Raw genomic sequence first — 17,064 nt, 5'->3', positions numbered from 1 at the left:
GGCCGTCTGCCGGAATAAGCCAATCTGTCTTATTTTTCACAGGCGGAATATTCGCCTGCTCTTGACATACAACGATAGTTGCTGTTATATATAAAACAAGGGCTGAAAGTCCAAAAAGGAACTTTCAGCCCAGTGATTATCATAGAAGATCAGCATTTACAGACTTTTTTTCACACACTCGTTTACACACAGGTCACCGTCTTCAACGAAACCGCATTGAGCAACGATATCTTCCCAATACTGTCTCAATACTTTATCTGATTATTATTTGATTATCAAGTTATACTTCAAACAGCAGATCACCATACGATGGCAGCGGCCACATGGATTTATCCACAATTTTCTCCAGGGCATCCGCAGGTGTGCGAAGCTTTTCCATCGCCGGTACCACCTGTTTGCAGAATGCGTTAGCACGTTCTCTTCCGTTTTCGATGCTTCTGCACCTGTCACAGAGATCAGACAGTTCGGAGAGAGCTACTTTTGTATCAGACAGCAGGTCTGATGTTTCAATCAGCAGTTCCTTCTGAACGCTTATATCCGCTTCCGGACATGCAGATACGATTTTTCCTATAGAATCAGCCAGTCCTGTAGCATAACGGATCACAGACGGTATAATCTGCTTTCCTGCAATATTGACCATGGCCATCGCTTCAATATTGATCATCTTGGAATAAGCATCGTACTCGACTTCCGTTCTCGATTCCAGTTCTGCCCGCGTATACACATGAAATGTTTCAAAAAGCTTAACAGCCTTTTCCGTAGTAAGGGCTGGGATTGCGTCAACCATACATCTGATATTAGGAAGCCCTCTTCTCTCTGCCTCTTCTACCCATGCCGCCGAATAACCGTTGCCGTTAAATATTATCTTTCTGTGACTGGCAAATAAGTTTTTAATCATATCATGCACAGCAATGTCAAAGTCTTCTGCATGTTCTAGCACATCTGCAGCTTCCTTAAACGCTTCTGCAACTATTGTATTGAGAACAACATTTGAAGAAGCAACAGAATCTGACGAACCTACCATACGGAATTCGAATTTGTTATTTGTAAAAGCAAATGGTGACGTCCTGTTTCTGTCCGTCACATCCTGGTAAAGATCAGGAAGCGTTGCAACACCTGTTTTCAGAATTCCTCCCTGCTTGGAATGAGTCGCTTCTCCTGTGCTACACAGCTGATCAATCACATCTTCCAGCTGATCCCCCAGAAATACGGAAATAATGGCAGGAGGAGCTTCATTTCCTCCAAGCCTCAGATCATTTCCCACATCTGCTGCCGATTCTCTCAGAAGATCGGCATGAACATCAACTGCCTTTAGAATGCAGGCCAGTACAAGGAGAAACTGAATATTTTCATGAGGTGTATCGCCAGGATTCAGTAAATTAATTCCGTCATCTGAAATCAAAGACCAGTTATTATGTTTACCCGAACCATTTACTCCGGCAAATGGTTTTTCATGAAGAAGGCAAGTGAGGCCATGGCGCCCAGCTACCTTTTTCAAAGTCTCCATAACCATCTGATTGTGATCAACTGCCAGATTTACCTGAGCGTAGATGGGAGCCAGTTCATGCTGTGCCGGAGCCGCTTCATTATGCTGTGTCTTTGCCGTTACGCCCAGCTTCCACAATTCATGGTTTACTTCATTCATAAAGGAGCCGATTCTCTCCCGGATGGCTCCGTAATAATGGTCATCCAGTTCCTGTCCTTTCGCAGGCATCCCGCCGAACAAAGTCCTTCCAGTATAAATTAAATCTTTTCTTTTCAAATATTTTTCGCGGTCCACAAGGAAATATTCCTGCTCTGGTCCTACAGAAGGAATGACTCGTTTTGCATTCGTATTACCAAACAGCTTTAAAATGCGGAGAGACTGTTCATCGACTGCCTGCATAGATCGCAGAAGAGGCGTCTTCTGATCGAGCGCTTCTCCTTTATAAGAGCAAAAAGCCGTTGGAATACAAAGAGTAACGCCGATTGCATCCTCCCTTAAAAAGGCTGGTGACGTACAGTCCCAAGCGGTATAGCCTCTTGCTTCGAAAGTCGCTCTCAAACCGCCTGACGGAAAAGAAGAGGCATCCGATTCTCCCTTGATCAGTTCTTTTCCCGAGAATTCCATGATAACCTTTCCTTCAGGACTCGGTGCGGATATGAAAGAATCATGTTTTTCTGCTGTTACGCCTGTCAAAGGCTGGAACCAATGAGTATAATGGGTTGCACCGTGTTCTATGGCCCAATCTTTCATCGCATGGGCCACTACATCTGCAATAGAAGGGTCCAGTTCGGTTCCATTTTCTATCGTCTGCTTTAACTTTTTAAATACGCTTTTAGGAAGACGTTCGCGCATGACGGTTTCATTAAACACATTTTTTCCGAATACTTCAGCTACATTGACCAATTCGCTCATAGATTTTTAACTTTCCTCTCTTTTCGGTTGATGAAGTTCGACTGTATTCCTTGCGGAGCCTTTTATCTTCCTGGTGTTCCTGCCGGCAGGCTCCTCCAGAAAGGAAGAAACGGCGCCCCTCCCAGCCGGGAAGAACGCCTTTTCTTCTAAAAACAGTTAACTATTTTCAGGCTTTTCCAACGGAGCCAAAAAGTTCCATCTTCTCTTTAACAGTCTGCTTAATTGCTTCAGCACCTGGTGCCAACAGTTTACGAGGATCAAAGCCCTTGCCCTCTAAATCTTTTCCTGCTTCGATGTATTTACGTGTTGCCTCTGCAAAAGTCAGCTGGCATTCTGTATTTACATTGATCTTAGCTACGCCGAGACTGATCGCCTTCTTAATCATATCTTCCGGAATGCCTGTACCGCCGTGCAGCACTAAAGGCATATCTCCTACTTCTTTCTTGATATTCTCAAGAATATCAAACCTTAAACCAGGCCAGTTTTCCGGATATTTTCCATGAATATTACCGATGCCTGCAGCCAGCATGTCTACGCCAAGGTCTGCAATCTCCTTGCATTCCTTAGGATCAGCGCACTCGCCCAGTCCTACAACGCCATCTTCTTCACCGCCGATTGAACCAACTTCTGCCTCCAGAGACATCCCCTTCTCTGCACAGATCTTAACAAGTTCCTTCGTCTTCTCTACGTTCTCGGCAATCGGATAATGGGAGCCGTCAAACATAATGGAAGAGAAACCTGCTTCGATACACTTATAGCATCCTTCGTAAGAGCCGTGATCCAGGTGAAGCGCTACAGGAACAGTGATATTTAATTCCTCAATCATAGCCTTAACCATAGCTGCTACTGTCTTGAAACCTGTCATATACTTGCCTGCGCCCTCTGAAACGCCGAGGATAACAGGGGATTTTAATTCTTCTGCTGTTAAAAGAACAGACTTTGTCCACTCAAGGTTATTGATATTGAACTGGCCTACTGCATATTTGCCGTCTCTTGCTTTTTCAAGCATTTCTTTTGCTGAAACTAACATTTCATCAACCTCCATTATTTGATTGGCCCGCAAGGACCGATTTACATTCCTATTTTTTCATTATATAACATTTTTCCCGGTTTGGGAAGAGCCAGATAATCTTTATTTTAACAATCCTGATACCATTTCTTCCATTTTGTCTACATCACATTCGTTGTCATGGCGGATTATTGCAAAACGGATTTCTTCAACCGCTTCAGGAACTGCCATTCCTGACATTCGATTTAGTTCATCCACAATTTCGAATTCACTCAAAACGTCTAAGCCACCCTCATTCTCAGATTGGTATCCCATCGCTTGGACCACGCTTCTGGAAAATTTGTAAGGGCTCGCCGTAGAGGCAATAACCGTTTTTGTCATGTCCCCTGTCTCTTTCATATAATTCTGATAAACGGCTGCAGCCACGCCTGTATGAGTGTCAATGACATATCCTGTATCTTTAAAAAGTCCGGCAATTGCCGCTTCATCCTCAGCCTGCGTTGCATAGCCGCCCCGGAAATCAGCAATTCTCGCTTTCATTTCATCTGTAATTGCATATTTTCCCTCTCTTGAGAGTTCTTCCATAAGTCCTCTTGTCTTATCCGCATCGCAGCCGGCACTCAGATAAATCAGTCTCTCCAAATTGCTGGAAACAAGAATGTCCATGGACGGGGAACTGGTCAGGATAAATTCCCTGTTTTTGTCGTATGTTCCCGTTGTAAAGAAATCATAGAGCACTTTGTTGTCGTTAGAAGCACAGATCAGTTTATCGATCGGCACTCCCATCTGTTTTGCAAAATACGCTGCGAGAATGTTTCCGAAATTCCCTGTAGGAACCGTGACATTAATTTTCTCATTCTTTTCAATCTCGCTGTTCTTTAAAAGTTTGGCATAAGCGTAAACATAATATACCACCTGCGGAACAAGGCGGCCAATATTAATCGAATTTGCCGATGAAAGCTGATAGCCTCTTTCTGCCAGCGCATTTCCGAATTCCCTGTCACCGAAAATCTTCTTGACGCCGGTCTGAGCATCATCGAAATTCCCGTGTATTGCAACGACGTGTGTATTTTCGCCCTTTTGTGTGAGCATTTGAAGCTCCTGTATACGGCTTACGCCTCCCTTTGGATAAAATACAATAATTTCTGTTCCTTCGACATCTGCGAATCCAGCCATAGCTGCCTTTCCTGTATCCCCGGATGTGGCCGTCAAAATTACAATCTTTTTATCCGCATGATTTTTTTTCGCTGACGTTGTCATCAAATGGGGGAGAATGGACAAAGCCATATCTTTAAACGCAATCGTATTTCCATGATAAAGTTCCAAAAAATACATTCCGTCAGCCTTTGAAAGAGGTGCGATTTCTTCTGTATCAAATTTGCTGTCATACGCTTTGTTAATGCATTCCTTCAGTTCTTCCTCTGTAAAATCAGTAAAAAATCGCTTCATTACTTCATAAGCAGTCTCCTGATAACTCATATCGGCAAATAGTTCCATCGAAAGATCTAAAGCCGGAATCTCAACAGGCATAAACAGGCCGCCGTCATCTGCAAGTCCTTTTAAAATTGCCTGAGAAGCCGTTACATTCTTTTCCCCGCCACGTGTACTCTGATACATTAAATTCATAGTCTCGTCCTCTTTTCTCTTTCCCTTATACTGCTTTGCCCCTAGAAAGGCAAAGCAAAGCTACAGTTATCTCAATTTGTCCGCCCGTCACGGTCAAAAGTTTTTTACCAAAGAATTTTAAACGATTGTAGCATACTTTTCCTTTGCACGCAAGAATTTTTACTGTAAAATAAGACTATAAAATCCAGTGCAAAATTCAGTTAGAAAGAAAGAGAATACTGCCATGAACTACGAACATATAAAAAGGGCCCGTTTTATTGACCGGCCAAATCGTTTTATAGCCAATGCCTCTCTCATCTCCCCGGATCAGGGCAATGATAAAAGTACTATCGGCCCGATTCATGAGGAATCATCCATGGTTATATGTCATGTAAAAAATACCGGGCGCTGCCGGGAGCTACTGCTTCCTGGCGCAGAGATCCTTCTCCAATATCACCCAAATGCTGCCGCCTCTGGACGCCGGACTCAATACTCACTTATCGGCGTCTATAAATCCTCTTCCAATCTGCCTGAGGGACGTCTTCTAATCAATATGGATTCACAGGCTCCTAATCAGGCTGCCTATGAATGGCTCTCTGCACAGGATTATGCGGAAAATATACGCAGAGAAGTTACGTTCGGAAGCTCGCGTTTTGATTTAGCCTTTGATTTAAACGGAAAGCAGGCATATATGGAAGTAAAAGGGGTCACTTTAGAAGAAGACGGCATTGCTCGTTTTCCGGATGCTCCAACTGTGCGCGGCCTAAAACATATTGAAGAACTGACTGCCATGGCGAAAAAAGGCATCCCATGCTTCCTATTATTCGTGATTCAGATGAAATCCATAACGCAGTTCGAACCAAATATGGCAACGCAGCCGGAGTTCGGTCACGCTTTGACTACTGCTCAGAAATCAGGCGTTCACATTCTTGCATACGACTGCATTATAACCGAAAATTCCATGGTTATCGATGCGCCTGTTCCCGTATTTCTTCCAGTATAATGCTGTAAGAGATACGAAAACAGGCCGCATTTTATTTCATCGCTTCTCTGCAACATTCCGATTATCCTTCATATCATACAGTAACTACCTAAATTCGAGATGTTATCCATTATGGTTATCCCATTAAATAAAATAGAGACAGGCCGGAAAGCCCGCGTCGTATGGATTGCAAGTGAAGATGCTATGGCTGTCCGCCTGAAAGATCTGGGCTTTGCCCCAGAAGAGGAGGTATCCTGCGTATTGGAAGGCAAAAAGGGCGGCATGCGTGCTTATCTTGTAAGAAACGCTGTAATCGGAATACGTAATTCCAATGCCGGAGAAATATTTGTCCGCCCTGTAGAAGAATGTTAATCACTCAATTTACCTCACTATAAAATTTGTCCCTGCATATGTAAAATATAAGATTATTCATTTTATGGAGTTTTACATGGACGAACAACGCATTGTAGTCGCCCTCGCCGGGAATCCAAACGTGGGAAAGAGCACTATTTTTAATGCTCTAACCGGTCTTCGCCAGCATACAGGTAACTTAATTTAGCGGAGTTACTTCTCTATTATAAATAAGAAAAAAATCAAAGGTATTTTCGACTTTCAAAGTCATATGTCTCTGCAATCTGAAGCACACCGCGTCCATCCGTTATCATGCACTGGCCTTCGTGGATCCCATGATCCGGGCACAGGAAGAAGTTCTCTCCGGCAGGTCCTGCTGATACCCGGTCTGCATATATCCTTCCGCGTCAAACAAATACCAACCGGACGTGCCTCCTGTAGCCTCTGTAAGCCAATACCAGCCGTTTTTTGCCCGTGTCCCATCTGTAAACTGATACCACCATCTCTCCCCGTCTGCAGCCATTTTAAAGCCTTCCGTAATAACGAAATTCTGTGCATAGTCAATATCACAGAGCTTCAGAGCCTTCTGCCAGGGTGTTGCCGATACCTTGCTCTTAATTGTTCCATAATTGATCCCTTTCGCTTCGATACAGGATCCGTCTCCAATATAAATACCGATATGCCCCGGCTTCCACAGTGCCCAGCCTATCATGCTTTCATTCAGGCTGCCAATCAGCACGCGCTCGTCCGCCGTGTCATGATAATTATAGCTGCCCCGAATGATTCCCATATACCAGCTGATCAGGCCGGAGCAGTCCGTACAGTGCTGCCCGATAAACTGCCTGGCCTTTGCCGTGTATGTAGTGGTGTACATGCCGGGATTCTGTTTCTTCAGGACCTGCAGGCGGCTTTCTGTGAGTATTTCCCCTTTGGCGCCGTAAACGTATGGTGTCCCCACCTTGCTCTTACAGAATTCCACCAGTCCTCTTACTTTTCTTTTATCCATTTCTGATCCTCCAGTTTTATTAAATTAAGAAAGAAAAGGCCTGGAATCGCTTCCAGGCCTGCTGTTATGTACTTCGTCGTAATGCCTTATACATTTCCGACAATACCCTGCCGGCGGGAGATGTTCCAGGATCACCACCTTTCTATTCTACTGGATCCGCTTCCTCATTCGGTCCCCTATCCAGCTCAGGAAGTCCGGCAATGGATGTCAAAATGGAAAGTATTCCTGCCAGAACTGCCGCCGATCCCACCATAGGCCAGTTAACATCTCCCAGAACTGCCGCTGTGCTTATCGTAGCCATGGCTGTCTGTGCGACTGTTTTTACGGCACGCATGCCGGCTGCTCTTAACCATTTCTTTGTCTGTTCGCTCATATATATCCCTTTCCTTCTTATTTTATATACTGAGCCATCATATAAATAACGCCGGTAGCAACTGCTCCGGCGCCGGCTCCAACAAATGTATTGAATATCGTGCGTTTCATACTGCTCCACTGCTCTGCCGGAGCCGCCTCCAGCTTGTCCAGGCGTTCTCCCTGTTTTTCCTGCTCCCCCAGCATACGTTCCATGTTCATGGCCAGTTTCTCCACAGATATGGCCAGACTCTGTTGTGTGCTAACGCTTTTCTCCAGGATATCCAGACGCCTGTTCTGGCGCTTGTCCTCATCGTGCAGGCGGTCCAGCTCTGCTTTCATTACCTCATCCATATCGAACAATTCTCCTTTTTATAATTATTTTGTAATGATTTTAACTGAACCAAATGTGAGATATCCAACTGGAATCTGCAAAATTATTAAAGCAAATTCTTGCGTTACTTGTGAATGTTGTTAATTGAGTTATATCTACCGATAATACTGATGTGTTTGAAGTTCTCTTAGTTACTACAATTGTCGCAATTTTGCTTCCATTATTATAAAATATTACATTCCCATCAGTTCCCGCATAAGAAACAAGCGCACCTTGAATATTTATTCTATTAAAAGATCTCACATCATAATTTTTTCTAAAATAAATGATTCCTCCTATAGGTTCCATTGAATCACCTACTTTTATTCTGGTATTTTCAAATTGCGCTGAATTACCCAGTGTAAATTCAGCACTATTAACTCCATTATAATATAGATCTGTTGCTGTAGGCACCCACCCCTCAAATGTACCAGTTATGCCTCCAACCGTTACACCTTTCTTAATATTTGCAGCACTAAGATTTGATACTGCCGGGACTATCACATTTCCTGTCATATATTTTCCACTACAGGCAACCGTCTTCTGAGCATTTCCTGGCGTTACAGTCTGTGCTCCTAAAGAAGCTATAGTACCAGTGATCTTTGTGCCATTCACCCAGGCCGTTTTTCCACTTAAAATATTCCCGGCAGTCGCTGTTGCACTTGTCTGACTTGCCAGGCTGTTCGCCGTTACCTTTCCTGATCCATTGTGGTATCCTGCCGGAATCGTATAGCTTCCTCCGCAATTTAAAGCTGCTGTCTTTGTACCATGGTTCCCGTTCTCTTTGATTTTGCGTCCGTATTATAATATGTTTTTCCTGACAATACCGTGGAATCAGCGGCATCCCCTGTTAATACTAATGTACCGTTAACAGGCTCGTCATTGCCCTTAACACCGGCCGTTTTCCCTTTCAATACATCAGCTGCTGTTGCTGTTAATAAATCTGTATCCAGGCCGCCTCCGCCGCCTGCATTTGTGTATACTGGCATTTTATTGTCTCCTTTTAAATATTTTACTCAAATTTTTATTATTCTGTTTATTAGTCCTATTTATCACCATTTAAAATCATGTTCATTTCTTCTTTTGTAATCCAGTTTTTCTTAACCGCAGCACTCAAATATGTCTTATTTTTTGTCTCTTTGTATATTCTTATTAAGGTCCTTATCATACCAATTCACCTCCATCAAGAGCATTCATTGTAAGAATATCTGTTGTCTCTTCCACTGCTGCTACACGTTCTTCAAGCTGCTCTACATCCGTTTTTTCGCGAAAGCAATAATTAGTTGATACTGAACCATCATTCTCAACTATTGAAGTCTCATGGTCCATAACAAGGTCTGTATATTTCCCTACTACCAAGCCATCCCCATTTTTAATTTGTACATTTGCAAGATTTTCAACTGTCAGTTTACTCCACGTTTCCAGCATAGCGGCTCGGTCGGCCGCAACTACCTTCAAAGCAGTGAGGCTCGAAGCCTCTTCTAGTTCAATTACATTACCATCCTTCAAAATCATTGTGTCTTTCATCATTACGTAATACTCCTTTCTAAACTTTTTGTATTATTATGTATAAAAAAAGGCCCTAATGGACCTTGAATTTTCGTTTTTATAGTGCGGTATAGTAATTTTGTTTTAATAGAAAATCCAAAAAACTGGGACGCATTGTATGAATATCGTAAAAAGCTCATCTTTTCGACTATTTATCAAAATAGCTTTGACGGAATAATTGGTGCTCCAAATGGCGCCATATATTCCTATGGCTGCTTAATTACATGTCTGTTTCAAGGCGATAAGTATGCTAATGTCCAGATATATATACCAGATAATGCCCCGTACATTTGCGTTCGTACATTTAGTGATTTAAATGGTTGGCGAAAAATTTCAGGCGAGTTGATACCGAAAATTACTGCATAATGATCATTTTGCGTTGTACAGAAGGGTGGTCGCTATGTCACCATTAACGTCCGTAGATGTTAATCTGATTGTAGCAATTTTTCCATCGACAGTTACAGTACCAACGCCAACGTGTTTCACGTTGCCGGATATTACACCCACAATACGGACGCCATATACTTCATAAGGCAATGCTGCAGTGCCAACTCCCGCGGAATACGTTACTAAGTCTCTCCACCATTTAAACCTGTCAAAATTACTATTGCGCCCAGTAAGTATAATTGCTGAAAGTAACCTCCTGATATATGATAGAGATATCATATAATAAAAAGGAGGTATTTGACATGGATGAAATAAGACTAAAGGATGAGTTGATGGCAAGGTTGTCGAATGAGTTAGATCGCCCTGCGCTTCAGGTCATAGACGGGGCCTTGTCATCAGTCTTGCGGAACTATGATGTAGCAAAAAAGGAAACAGGAGTGAGCACTAATATAGTTTCATTTCCAGAGTTAGAGGTGTTTTTGGGGAAATTGAAGTTTGATAACTATTCGATTAGTACAATCAGTCAATATCAGCGATTCTTGACAGACTTACTTGTATTTGTAGGCAAGCCAGTACAGGAAATTCAGGACTCAGATATTGTGGAGTGTCTTAATTACTACGAACAAGTGCGGCAGATAAGTGCTAGTACCAAGGATCATAAGCGCCGTATTGCAAGTTCTTTTTTCGCTTTTTTGCATGATCGAGGATATATACACAAAAATCCAATGTCTACCGTGGATCCTATTAAGTACATAGCTGAAGTACGGGAGGCACTATCTGCTAGAGAAATGGAAAAAATGCGTATAGCTTGTGGCGAAAACATTCGAGAAAACGCTGTCCTTGAGTTGTTTTTGGCCACTGGATGTCGTGTATCAGAAATCGTTAATATGCGATTGGAAAACCTTGATTTGCAAGGCGGCTATGTGAAAGTAATTGGTAAAGGACAAAAGGAACGCATTGTATTTTTAAGTGATCGTGCGTTAGAGTACTTGGAACAGTACTTAGGATGCCGCCGATCTGGAGCTGTTATCTTATCTAGCAGAGCACCACACCAAGGATTAAAAAAAAATGCGTTGGAAAATATAATACGGCAAATTGCTAAACGGGCAGGATTAGATAAAAGGGTATTTCCTCATCTTCTCCGCCACACATTTGCGACGAGGGCTTTGAATAAAGGGATGCCGCTACCAACACTATGTGATTTAATGGGGCATGCTTCAGTAGAAACCACAAGAATTTATGCAAAAAACGGTGCTGGAAAAATGAAATATGAGTATGATATGTATGCAGCCTCATAAATGCGATCTTATATAAACTTTTTTAAACCTGCTGTATAAGGAGGCTTTTTTGTTATACACAAATTAAGGGTGTTTGACACAGTAATAATTGTATGAAATAGTTATGCAGAGCATTTTGAGGGACCTTTGGGCGTTATAGTAATTTAAATTTCATGAGGAACCATACGCTTAGTCTTTCAGGGGTAGATACAAACACGGAACTAAATGCGCAGTTATTTTCCAAATGGATTGATTTCCCTTCGTCTTCAGGTATAGTTGCTTTTTCCAATAACACGAATACATACTGCGGAATCTACAATAAATATGATAATTATACAGGAACTATATTATTCATATCAGCAACCGGGAAACTACGGATATGGTCGCTGGAGAAAGGCGTTAATAGTATCACTGATAAATAATCATTTTATGCGAGTTAAAGCTACCTGACCCACATAGATGCCTTCGTTAACGCTAACGTATAAATTTCCATCAGCCACTGAAAAATGAAGAGTGCCTAGGCTTTGGTAATCTATAAGATACCTATTGATTATTTGCTGTATAGTATATATGTTAGTAAGCAAATCGCTGCTTTTGGCGTAATCGGTCATATACCAGTCATCTGTGTATATAGCAAACCTACCTGTCCATAACTTTCCGTTCCATAAATTTTCTGCGATAAAACCATAGTTAGCCGTATCGCCAGTAATTGTAACTATAAAGTTCCCTGCCTCTCCAAAAAAGGCTGTATTTTCATTATTTAAAATAGTAGCTATACCAAAACTACGTTGTCCATTTTTAATTGTCGCTATAATAAAATTTTTAATATCAGTCTCTGTAGTTGATTGAGTTGCTATAAGCTGGCTGCGGCTTAAATTACTATTGAGCACATCAATTTGATCCTTCAGAGCCTTCCCCTGTGTGGCATCCAACGGATTTCCTGTCACGGTTGCAAGTAGATTATTGACAAGCTGCGACTTCAGCATATAACCCGTCAGTTTTTCTGTAAATTCTGTATTACTCACTAGATCATTGACTACCTTCGAGGCAAGCGCGTCAAGCAGATTCTGCACCGTTGTGCTGTTTCCGGCCTGTCCGTAATATTTCATACTAATCTCCGCCGCTGGTCCATCTGCCGTAACCGCGATTGTTGTCCTGCCCTGGTAGGTAGTGATGGCGTTTAGTGTGGTCTGGATGTCAGCGGAGAACGGTTCCCAGGTGGGATCAACAGGCTGATAGACTACGGTTATGGGATTTGCTGCAAGCCATGTTTTAAATTCCTCAAGCGGTCGCCCATCATAATAAATTAGCATGACATCATTAATAGCAAATCCTGTTATACCGGATGCAGTAGCACCCCTTTGTGTCAATGCAAAATGGCTGCATAGTGCTGTAGGATTCGATTTATCGGCCATTTTTCCAGACAATCTGTAACCATACCTTGTTTTTCCTTCTACTGATGTATCAGTCGTATACCAATTTTCGTCCGTGCTGCCATCAAATACAATGCTTGTAAATATTCGTTCAATTCCCCATATGCCATTTTTACAGGCTATCTTGTCATGATAATCGCCAATACCATAAAGCGGTTCTGTAAGGGGAATGGTAACTGATTGTGATTCGTAGTAAGGTTCCCAAGCAGTTTGCGTTTCGCCTTCTTCTAGCTGTATATTTTCAAATACTGTTTCTCCCAGTTCTTCTACGTCATACGTACAGAATAAACTTATAGCGTAGTATTCATTCTTATCTGTGACAAAAGAAGTCTTTAAGTCCGACTGCGGTGATGTCGTCGTTTTCAAATTAGCTATTAATGTGGCGCTATAACTGCCCCCACCATTTGTACTTGTCCGAATTCCTATTGTACTTTTACCTTTGGTTTTTGTAATATCCCCCGAAAGCGTATAGGTTGTATTAGGCTTTAATTTCACCTTCGCAGCAGCTGAGGTATAAGTTCTGGCTTCTGTATTTGCTATTCGTATTCCATTTTCTGTTTGTTTTATTTCCATAGGGGTAGCACTATATGGATATATAGACGCCTTGTTAAACAGATTCTTTCCTGTTATGCTTACTGTCACGTTTCCGCCATCCCCTGTGCTTGCGATCTCCTGAGGATTCTCCGTGCTGGGATTTACTCCCTGCACACTTTGCCCGGAAATTTCCAGTCCTGCCAGTTTCGTTCCTGCGGCGTCATCCACGGTAATAGTACCTGTGCCCGACACGGTCTTAATCCACATACCCTGTTCATCCACTGCTGATATAGACGCCGCCGTTCCATCGCAGCCAGCAGCCTGCTTTGCCTCTTCTGCGCTGATTTCCGCTTGTTCGCAGTAGTACCTGGCATTATCTGTCGTGTCACCTTCTTCCACGCCACCGACCGCATATCTCTGGGCTTTCCCTGCGTACTCCTTGGCATTGTTCCCCTCAAATCCGATTCCGCCAATCGCCCACCCCTGGGCGGTACTGGCAGCCTGCTCCGCCACGCCTTTTGCTGTCTCAGCGTCCAACAGGTATTGACGCATCGTGGACATGACCGTCGGTTCCAGTTTAGCAAGTGTGATTTTTCCGTCCGGGATATCTGCCGCAATGTTTTTTCCGTTTACGGTCATTCGGATTGTATCCGTGCTGCTAAACGTATAGGTATCAATAAACTTGGCCAGGGATACTTTTTGTTTCGTGCCATCTGCCAGCTCCAAAACGAAGTTATCACCTTCCAGATAGCAGTTCAACGCAATCTTTTCAACCGCCGAATCATGGGTCACTGTTGTACCGTCGAACCGCGTAAAGGTCATAACACCTGTCTTATCGTCCATTGTAAAATCCATGAACACATTGGCAATCTCTGCACGGTCTGCTTTGTCCTGGTGCAGGATCAGTATCCGATTATCCATCTCATTAATTCCGTCCTCTATGTGGTTTAAATGGACCGCATTGATCGGTGATTCAATACTTGGCAAGTTATACCACTTGAAGGGAAAATAATATTTTGCCAGGGCTGCTGCTCTGGTCGCTGTCTTACTAAAGATTCCCATTCTCTTCCTCTCCTTTCGGTTCATCAATTGGTTTTCCGCTTTCAAGCAGCGTTGCAATCGTAGCGATCCGCCGTGCAGCCTCTATTCCGGTTACGGTCAGCGAATTCAGGCAGCCAATCACTACCTTAATATCGTTTTCTTCATAGATCAGTTTTGCCATTTATGACCCCCTTCTATTATTATTTATCCTCCCAGTGCACTGATTCGGTTATCCAGCCACCTTAATGTCTCTGTCAGTCCCCAGCCCTTCCACCAGCTCCCTGAAGGATATAATTCCTTGCAGTTAATATCTCCGCCGCACCAGATGGAATTCGCATTCACGCTGCTTATATTTCCTGTCTGACAATCCAATGTACTGATGTTTCCATTATTGGCGCTGAGCGTTTTACAACCGATGGTGCTGGTGTTGGTAGTTCCATTAATTTCAGCTCCTGTAATCGTAAGCTTTCCATTTGCCAGGACGATACTGCCATCCACAGTTTTGAAGGCATTGGCTGTAACGTCGCCCGAAAAACTTCCGCTTACAGCACTTAATTTTCCGTCCGCTGTCATTGAAGAATAGGTGGAACTCCAGGAAAAACGATTTCCTTTTATTTCCACTCCTCCGCTCTCCACAGATATCTGGCTCGACACTTCTCCCTTGCTGACTTTCAATGCAATCTGGCCTGCTGTCTGCTCAAACTTTGAATTGGTATCCGTTCGCAGATCAGTCACTGACGCTGTGATCTGATCCGCTTTTATGATCAGGGAAGCTTCTGCCTCTTCCGCCCGTTTCACCTCAGCCGTGATCTGATCAGACACAATCTTGATCTTTGCAGTCGTCTCCTTTTCCAGGTCCGTGACGGCTGCCGAAACCTCATCTACGTTTTTTATGATGACTGCCGTCTTCCCCTTCAGCTGGATGATCTCGCTCTGCACCCCAAAGCTCTGCTTCTGTGTCTTGGTCCCCTTTGCCTCTACCGTGTCCATCATGGCCTGAATGCCAGACATCGTTCTGCTAAGAACAAACGTAGCCACTTCCATATCCGTAGTCACTGCCCTCAGGCCATCCCCAACCTCAATCCACGGCATGGCGTAGGTTGATATCTTGGCAGGCCGATAAGACCTGCCAGCAATTACATCATAGATAGACCATGCCAGTTTAGTAAGGTCGGCGCTTCCCAGGCCGTAGGCCAGGAAATTGCCTTCTACGATATACGCATTCTTTCCGGATCCAACTACAGCTCCGATGTCTCCTTCCTCCTGCCTCACCTGTACTTGGTCGATCCCATCAATCAGATAATCTTCATAGGTGATTGACCGGTAATAATCCAAGTCTTCCGCGTAGTCCCATGCTCCGCGGGGATACAGGGTCTCGGATGGATACATTTCCTCTGAAGGATACACACCTGTTTCCTGCAGCGTCACATAGGCCAGGACTCCGGTCCTGTCGATATGCCCAAACACACCGTTAATCTCACAGATGGCCTTCAGCACATCCCGGCCGGACAGGGATTCCGGATCAATGGTCTTTCCGACCACCATATCGTCATTCGTCAGCTCACAAAAATGCTGCGGAACTCCCACATAATCACACAGGCTGTCCCGCAGCTCCTTGATGGTATGTACTTGTTGATTGTTCGGATACATGGCATGATACCAGCCGGATACATCCGTGTCAAAGCGGGTCATCCGGTCATAGGCGGTTATCTTACGTTTTCTCCTATCTGCCTGACGTTCCACACTGTCGACTGTGTAAAGGCCGAGGCCATCTGGTAATCCCCGACTGTCAGCGTAGCTGCGAACTCTTTTCCGATCATCTCATCCTCTACATCAGCTACTGTAATTTCTACCTTGGCAGCCTCACAGCTGCCCCAAATCAGATGGTCCCCAGAACAGAGGCTTTCGGATAAACTCAGGGATTCTGCGCAAATCCGATCCATATTAATTGTCAGCCAGGGATCGCCAGCGTCAGAGGGGTAGAGTCCCTGATCGGTTGGAAAAAGCTCATTAGATGGATATAATGCATCAACCTGCCCACTAAAAAAGGACAGTTCCAGATGTTTCACTGTCTCTGTCCTACTGTTGTCCTCCCGGCAGCGCTGTTTCACCTTTTCCGGTATTTCTAACACCTTTTCACCTCCTTAGTATTCAATCAGTGCAATTCGTATGGAGCCGTATCGGATATCATTTTCACTAGTATCATAGTACGGGAACTTAATATCCGGAACATAAAACTTTCCGGATGTATATTCGTTCTTTTCATCGTTCCAGTATTCCACCGTCATTGCGATACGATCAGGAAAATACAACTGCATTTCCATCTTGTCCGCAAGGTGGAGCATCTCCGGCGTATTCCATTCAATTTTTGTCCTTTTGTGAGGAAGAACGTTTCTGTGTAATTCTCCGTAACCATCACTGTATGAATCTTCGTCCTGCTGCTGATCCGGCGTAGCATTATAAGAACTGTGGGCAATAAATTTCATTGGGAACATTCTTCCTTCAAGCTTTAAAAGCCAGCCTTCAAACGCCATATGTTACATCACTCCTTTCTCGTTGATCTTTTTATAAAAAGAACGCCCCGAAGGACGTTCTAATTTTTGTTTCATCCAGCTACCGCATTTCAGTCCACGTTCCCGCAAGGGGGGCGACAATCCCTGGACCAGAAAATGGTATAGCTTGAACAATTTCAATCCACACTCCGCAAGGGGAGTGACTTTATTGCCGTGACTTGTGGGGCAACGTATCCATCATTTCAATCCACACTCC

The 17,064-nt window shown here is 43.6% G+C and carries 18 protein-coding genes and 1 pseudogene; 4 read left to right on the top strand and 15 right to left on the bottom strand.

Annotation, left to right across the window (positions count from 1 at the left end):
• Positions 1-280: 280 nt before the first annotated feature.
• The 3 genes from DXA13_RS19815 to thrC all read right to left on the bottom strand — a co-directional run bounded on the left by DXA13_RS19815 (position 281) and on the right by thrC (position 5,033).
• Positions 281-2,398: a glutamine synthetase III gene (locus tag DXA13_RS19815; protein WP_118246740.1), complete on the bottom strand. Its 2,118-nt coding sequence runs from the start codon at positions 2,396-2,398 to the stop codon at positions 281-283.
• Positions 2,399-2,564: 166 nt separating this feature from the next.
• Positions 2,565-3,428, bottom strand: coding sequence for a class II fructose-1,6-bisphosphate aldolase (fba, locus tag DXA13_RS19810; RefSeq protein WP_118246739.1), 864 nt, complete (start codon positions 3,426-3,428; stop codon positions 2,565-2,567).
• Between the two features lie 102 nt (positions 3,429-3,530).
• Entirely contained in the window at positions 3,531-5,033 is a 1,503-nt protein-coding gene (gene thrC, locus DXA13_RS19805) for a threonine synthase (protein WP_118246738.1), read from the bottom strand.
• A gap of 223 nt (positions 5,034-5,256) precedes the next feature.
• On the opposite strand from thrC, the gene DXA13_RS19800 reads away from it, so the two are divergent.
• The 3 genes and pseudogenes from DXA13_RS19800 to DXA13_RS19790 all read left to right on the top strand — a co-directional run.
• Complete coding sequence (locus DXA13_RS19800; RefSeq protein WP_118246737.1) at positions 5,257-6,015, top strand: DNA/RNA nuclease SfsA; 759 nt, start codon at positions 5,257-5,259, stop codon at positions 6,013-6,015.
• A gap of 111 nt (positions 6,016-6,126) precedes the next feature.
• A complete protein-coding gene (locus DXA13_RS19795) occupies positions 6,127-6,366 on the top strand; it encodes a FeoA family protein (RefSeq protein ID WP_118246736.1) in 240 nt (79 codons plus the stop codon).
• Positions 6,367-6,430: 64 nt separating this feature from the next.
• Positions 6,431-6,544 (top strand): annotated as a pseudogene (locus tag DXA13_RS19790) (FeoB small GTPase domain-containing protein); the annotation flags it as partial.
• A gap of 111 nt (positions 6,545-6,655) precedes the next feature.
• Here the strand turns inward: DXA13_RS19790 and DXA13_RS19785 are convergent.
• The 7 genes from DXA13_RS19785 to DXA13_RS19760 all read right to left on the bottom strand — a co-directional run bounded on the left by DXA13_RS19785 (position 6,656) and on the right by DXA13_RS19760 (position 9,605).
• Positions 6,656-7,351 carry a hypothetical protein gene (locus DXA13_RS19785; RefSeq protein ID WP_347559936.1) on the bottom strand — a complete coding sequence of 232 codons (696 nt, stop codon included), beginning with the start codon at positions 7,349-7,351 and terminating at the stop codon, positions 6,656-6,658.
• A 142-nt stretch (positions 7,352-7,493) separates the two neighbouring features.
• The gene (locus DXA13_RS19780) at positions 7,494-7,724 is read right to left on the bottom strand and encodes a holin (RefSeq protein WP_118246735.1); all 231 of its coding nucleotides are present in this window, start codon (positions 7,722-7,724) and stop codon (positions 7,494-7,496) included.
• Positions 7,725-7,741: 17 nt separating this feature from the next.
• Positions 7,742-8,056, bottom strand: a complete 315-nt coding sequence (locus tag DXA13_RS19775) for a hypothetical protein (RefSeq protein WP_118246734.1) — start codon at positions 8,054-8,056, stop codon at positions 7,742-7,744.
• Positions 8,057-8,096: 40 nt separating this feature from the next.
• The gene (locus DXA13_RS21195; RefSeq protein WP_181995765.1) at positions 8,097-8,690 is read right to left on the bottom strand and encodes a hypothetical protein; all 594 of its coding nucleotides are present in this window, start codon (positions 8,688-8,690) and stop codon (positions 8,097-8,099) included.
• A gap of 131 nt (positions 8,691-8,821) precedes the next feature.
• Positions 8,822-9,064 (bottom strand): hypothetical protein, encoded by a 243-nt coding sequence (locus tag DXA13_RS19765; RefSeq protein WP_118246733.1) that lies wholly within the window; start codon positions 9,062-9,064, stop codon positions 8,822-8,824.
• Between the two features lie 56 nt (positions 9,065-9,120).
• Positions 9,121-9,243: a hypothetical protein gene (locus tag DXA13_RS22590; RefSeq protein ID WP_278287071.1), complete on the bottom strand. Its 123-nt coding sequence runs from the start codon at positions 9,241-9,243 to the stop codon at positions 9,121-9,123.
• On the bottom strand, positions 9,240-9,605 hold the full coding sequence (locus tag DXA13_RS19760; RefSeq protein ID WP_243009244.1) for a hypothetical protein: 366 nt from the start codon (positions 9,603-9,605) through the stop codon (positions 9,240-9,242). Before DXA13_RS19760 ends, DXA13_RS22590 begins: the two co-directional genes overlap by 4 nt.
• 707 nt (positions 9,606-10,312) lie before the next feature.
• Here DXA13_RS19760 and DXA13_RS19755 point away from each other — a divergent pair.
• Positions 10,313-11,308 carry a tyrosine-type recombinase/integrase gene (locus tag DXA13_RS19755; protein ID WP_118246732.1) on the top strand — a complete coding sequence of 332 codons (996 nt, stop codon included), beginning with the start codon at positions 10,313-10,315 and terminating at the stop codon, positions 11,306-11,308.
• Positions 11,309-11,709: 401 nt separating this feature from the next.
• Here the strand turns inward: DXA13_RS19755 and DXA13_RS19750 are convergent, their stop codons facing one another.
• Genes DXA13_RS19750 through DXA13_RS19735 form a run of 5 tightly spaced genes read right to left on the bottom strand, consistent with a single transcriptional unit; the run spans position 11,710 to position 16,829 of the window.
• Complete coding sequence (locus tag DXA13_RS19750) at positions 11,710-14,316, bottom strand: hypothetical protein (RefSeq protein ID WP_118246731.1); 2,607 nt, start codon at positions 14,314-14,316, stop codon at positions 11,710-11,712.
• The gene (locus DXA13_RS21190; protein ID WP_181995764.1) at positions 14,303-14,476 is read right to left on the bottom strand and encodes a hypothetical protein; all 174 of its coding nucleotides are present in this window, start codon (positions 14,474-14,476) and stop codon (positions 14,303-14,305) included. Before DXA13_RS21190 ends, DXA13_RS19750 begins: the two co-directional genes overlap by 14 nt.
• Before the next feature lie 23 nt (positions 14,477-14,499).
• Positions 14,500-16,038 (bottom strand): hypothetical protein, encoded by a 1,539-nt coding sequence (locus DXA13_RS19745; protein ID WP_147348065.1) that lies wholly within the window; start codon positions 16,036-16,038, stop codon positions 14,500-14,502.
• Positions 16,002-16,427, bottom strand: a complete 426-nt coding sequence (locus DXA13_RS19740; protein ID WP_118246729.1) for a hypothetical protein — start codon at positions 16,425-16,427, stop codon at positions 16,002-16,004. The genes DXA13_RS19745 and DXA13_RS19740 overlap by 37 nt, the downstream gene beginning before the upstream one ends.
• A gap of 12 nt (positions 16,428-16,439) precedes the next feature.
• Positions 16,440-16,829 (bottom strand): DUF6711 family protein, encoded by a 390-nt coding sequence (locus DXA13_RS19735; protein ID WP_118246728.1) that lies wholly within the window; start codon positions 16,827-16,829, stop codon positions 16,440-16,442.
• Between the last annotated feature and the right edge of the window lie 235 nt (positions 16,830-17,064).

Source organism: Clostridium sp. AM58-1XD (assembly GCF_003464085.1).
GTDB lineage: Bacteria > Bacillota > Clostridia > Lachnospirales > Lachnospiraceae > Lachnoclostridium_A.
The sequence above is the reverse complement of the archived record's forward strand: the minus strand, read 5'-3'. Positions and strand labels throughout refer to the sequence as shown.

Bases quoted from the DNA above. Each gene is read 5' to 3' on its own strand.
- DXA13_RS19815 (WP_118246740.1), bottom strand. From the start codon at position 2,398: ATGAGCGAATTGGTCAATGTAGCTGAAGTATTCGGAAAAAATGTGTTT.
- fba (WP_118246739.1), bottom strand. From the start codon at position 3,428: ATGTTAGTTTCAGCAAAAGAAATGCTTGAAAAAGCAAGAGACGGCAAA.
- thrC (WP_118246738.1), bottom strand. From the start codon at position 5,033: ATGAATTTAATGTATCAGAGTACACGTGGCGGGGAAAAGAATGTAACG.
- DXA13_RS19800 (WP_118246737.1), top strand. From the start codon at position 5,257: ATGAACTACGAACATATAAAAAGGGCCCGTTTTATTGACCGGCCAAAT.
- DXA13_RS19795 (WP_118246736.1), top strand. From the start codon at position 6,127: ATGGTTATCCCATTAAATAAAATAGAGACAGGCCGGAAAGCCCGCGTC.
- DXA13_RS19785 (WP_347559936.1), bottom strand. From the start codon at position 7,351: ATGGATAAAAGAAAAGTAAGAGGACTGGTGGAATTCTGTAAGAGCAAG.
- DXA13_RS19780 (WP_118246735.1), bottom strand. From the start codon at position 7,724: ATGAGCGAACAGACAAAGAAATGGTTAAGAGCAGCCGGCATGCGTGCC.
- DXA13_RS19775 (WP_118246734.1), bottom strand. From the start codon at position 8,056: ATGGATGAGGTAATGAAAGCAGAGCTGGACCGCCTGCACGATGAGGAC.
- DXA13_RS19765 (WP_118246733.1), bottom strand. From the start codon at position 9,064: ATGCCAGTATACACAAATGCAGGCGGCGGAGGCGGCCTGGATACAGAT.
- DXA13_RS22590 (WP_278287071.1), bottom strand. From the start codon at position 9,243: ATGATAAGGACCTTAATAAGAATATACAAAGAGACAAAAAATAAGACA.
- DXA13_RS19760 (WP_243009244.1), bottom strand. From the start codon at position 9,605: ATGATGAAAGACACAATGATTTTGAAGGATGGTAATGTAATTGAACTA.
- DXA13_RS19755 (WP_118246732.1), top strand. From the start codon at position 10,313: ATGGATGAAATAAGACTAAAGGATGAGTTGATGGCAAGGTTGTCGAAT.
- DXA13_RS19750 (WP_118246731.1), bottom strand. From the start codon at position 14,316: ATGGGAATCTTTAGTAAGACAGCGACCAGAGCAGCAGCCCTGGCAAAA.
- DXA13_RS21190 (WP_181995764.1), bottom strand. From the start codon at position 14,476: ATGGCAAAACTGATCTATGAAGAAAACGATATTAAGGTAGTGATTGGC.
- DXA13_RS19735 (WP_118246728.1), bottom strand. From the start codon at position 16,829: ATGGCGTTTGAAGGCTGGCTTTTAAAGCTTGAAGGAAGAATGTTCCCA.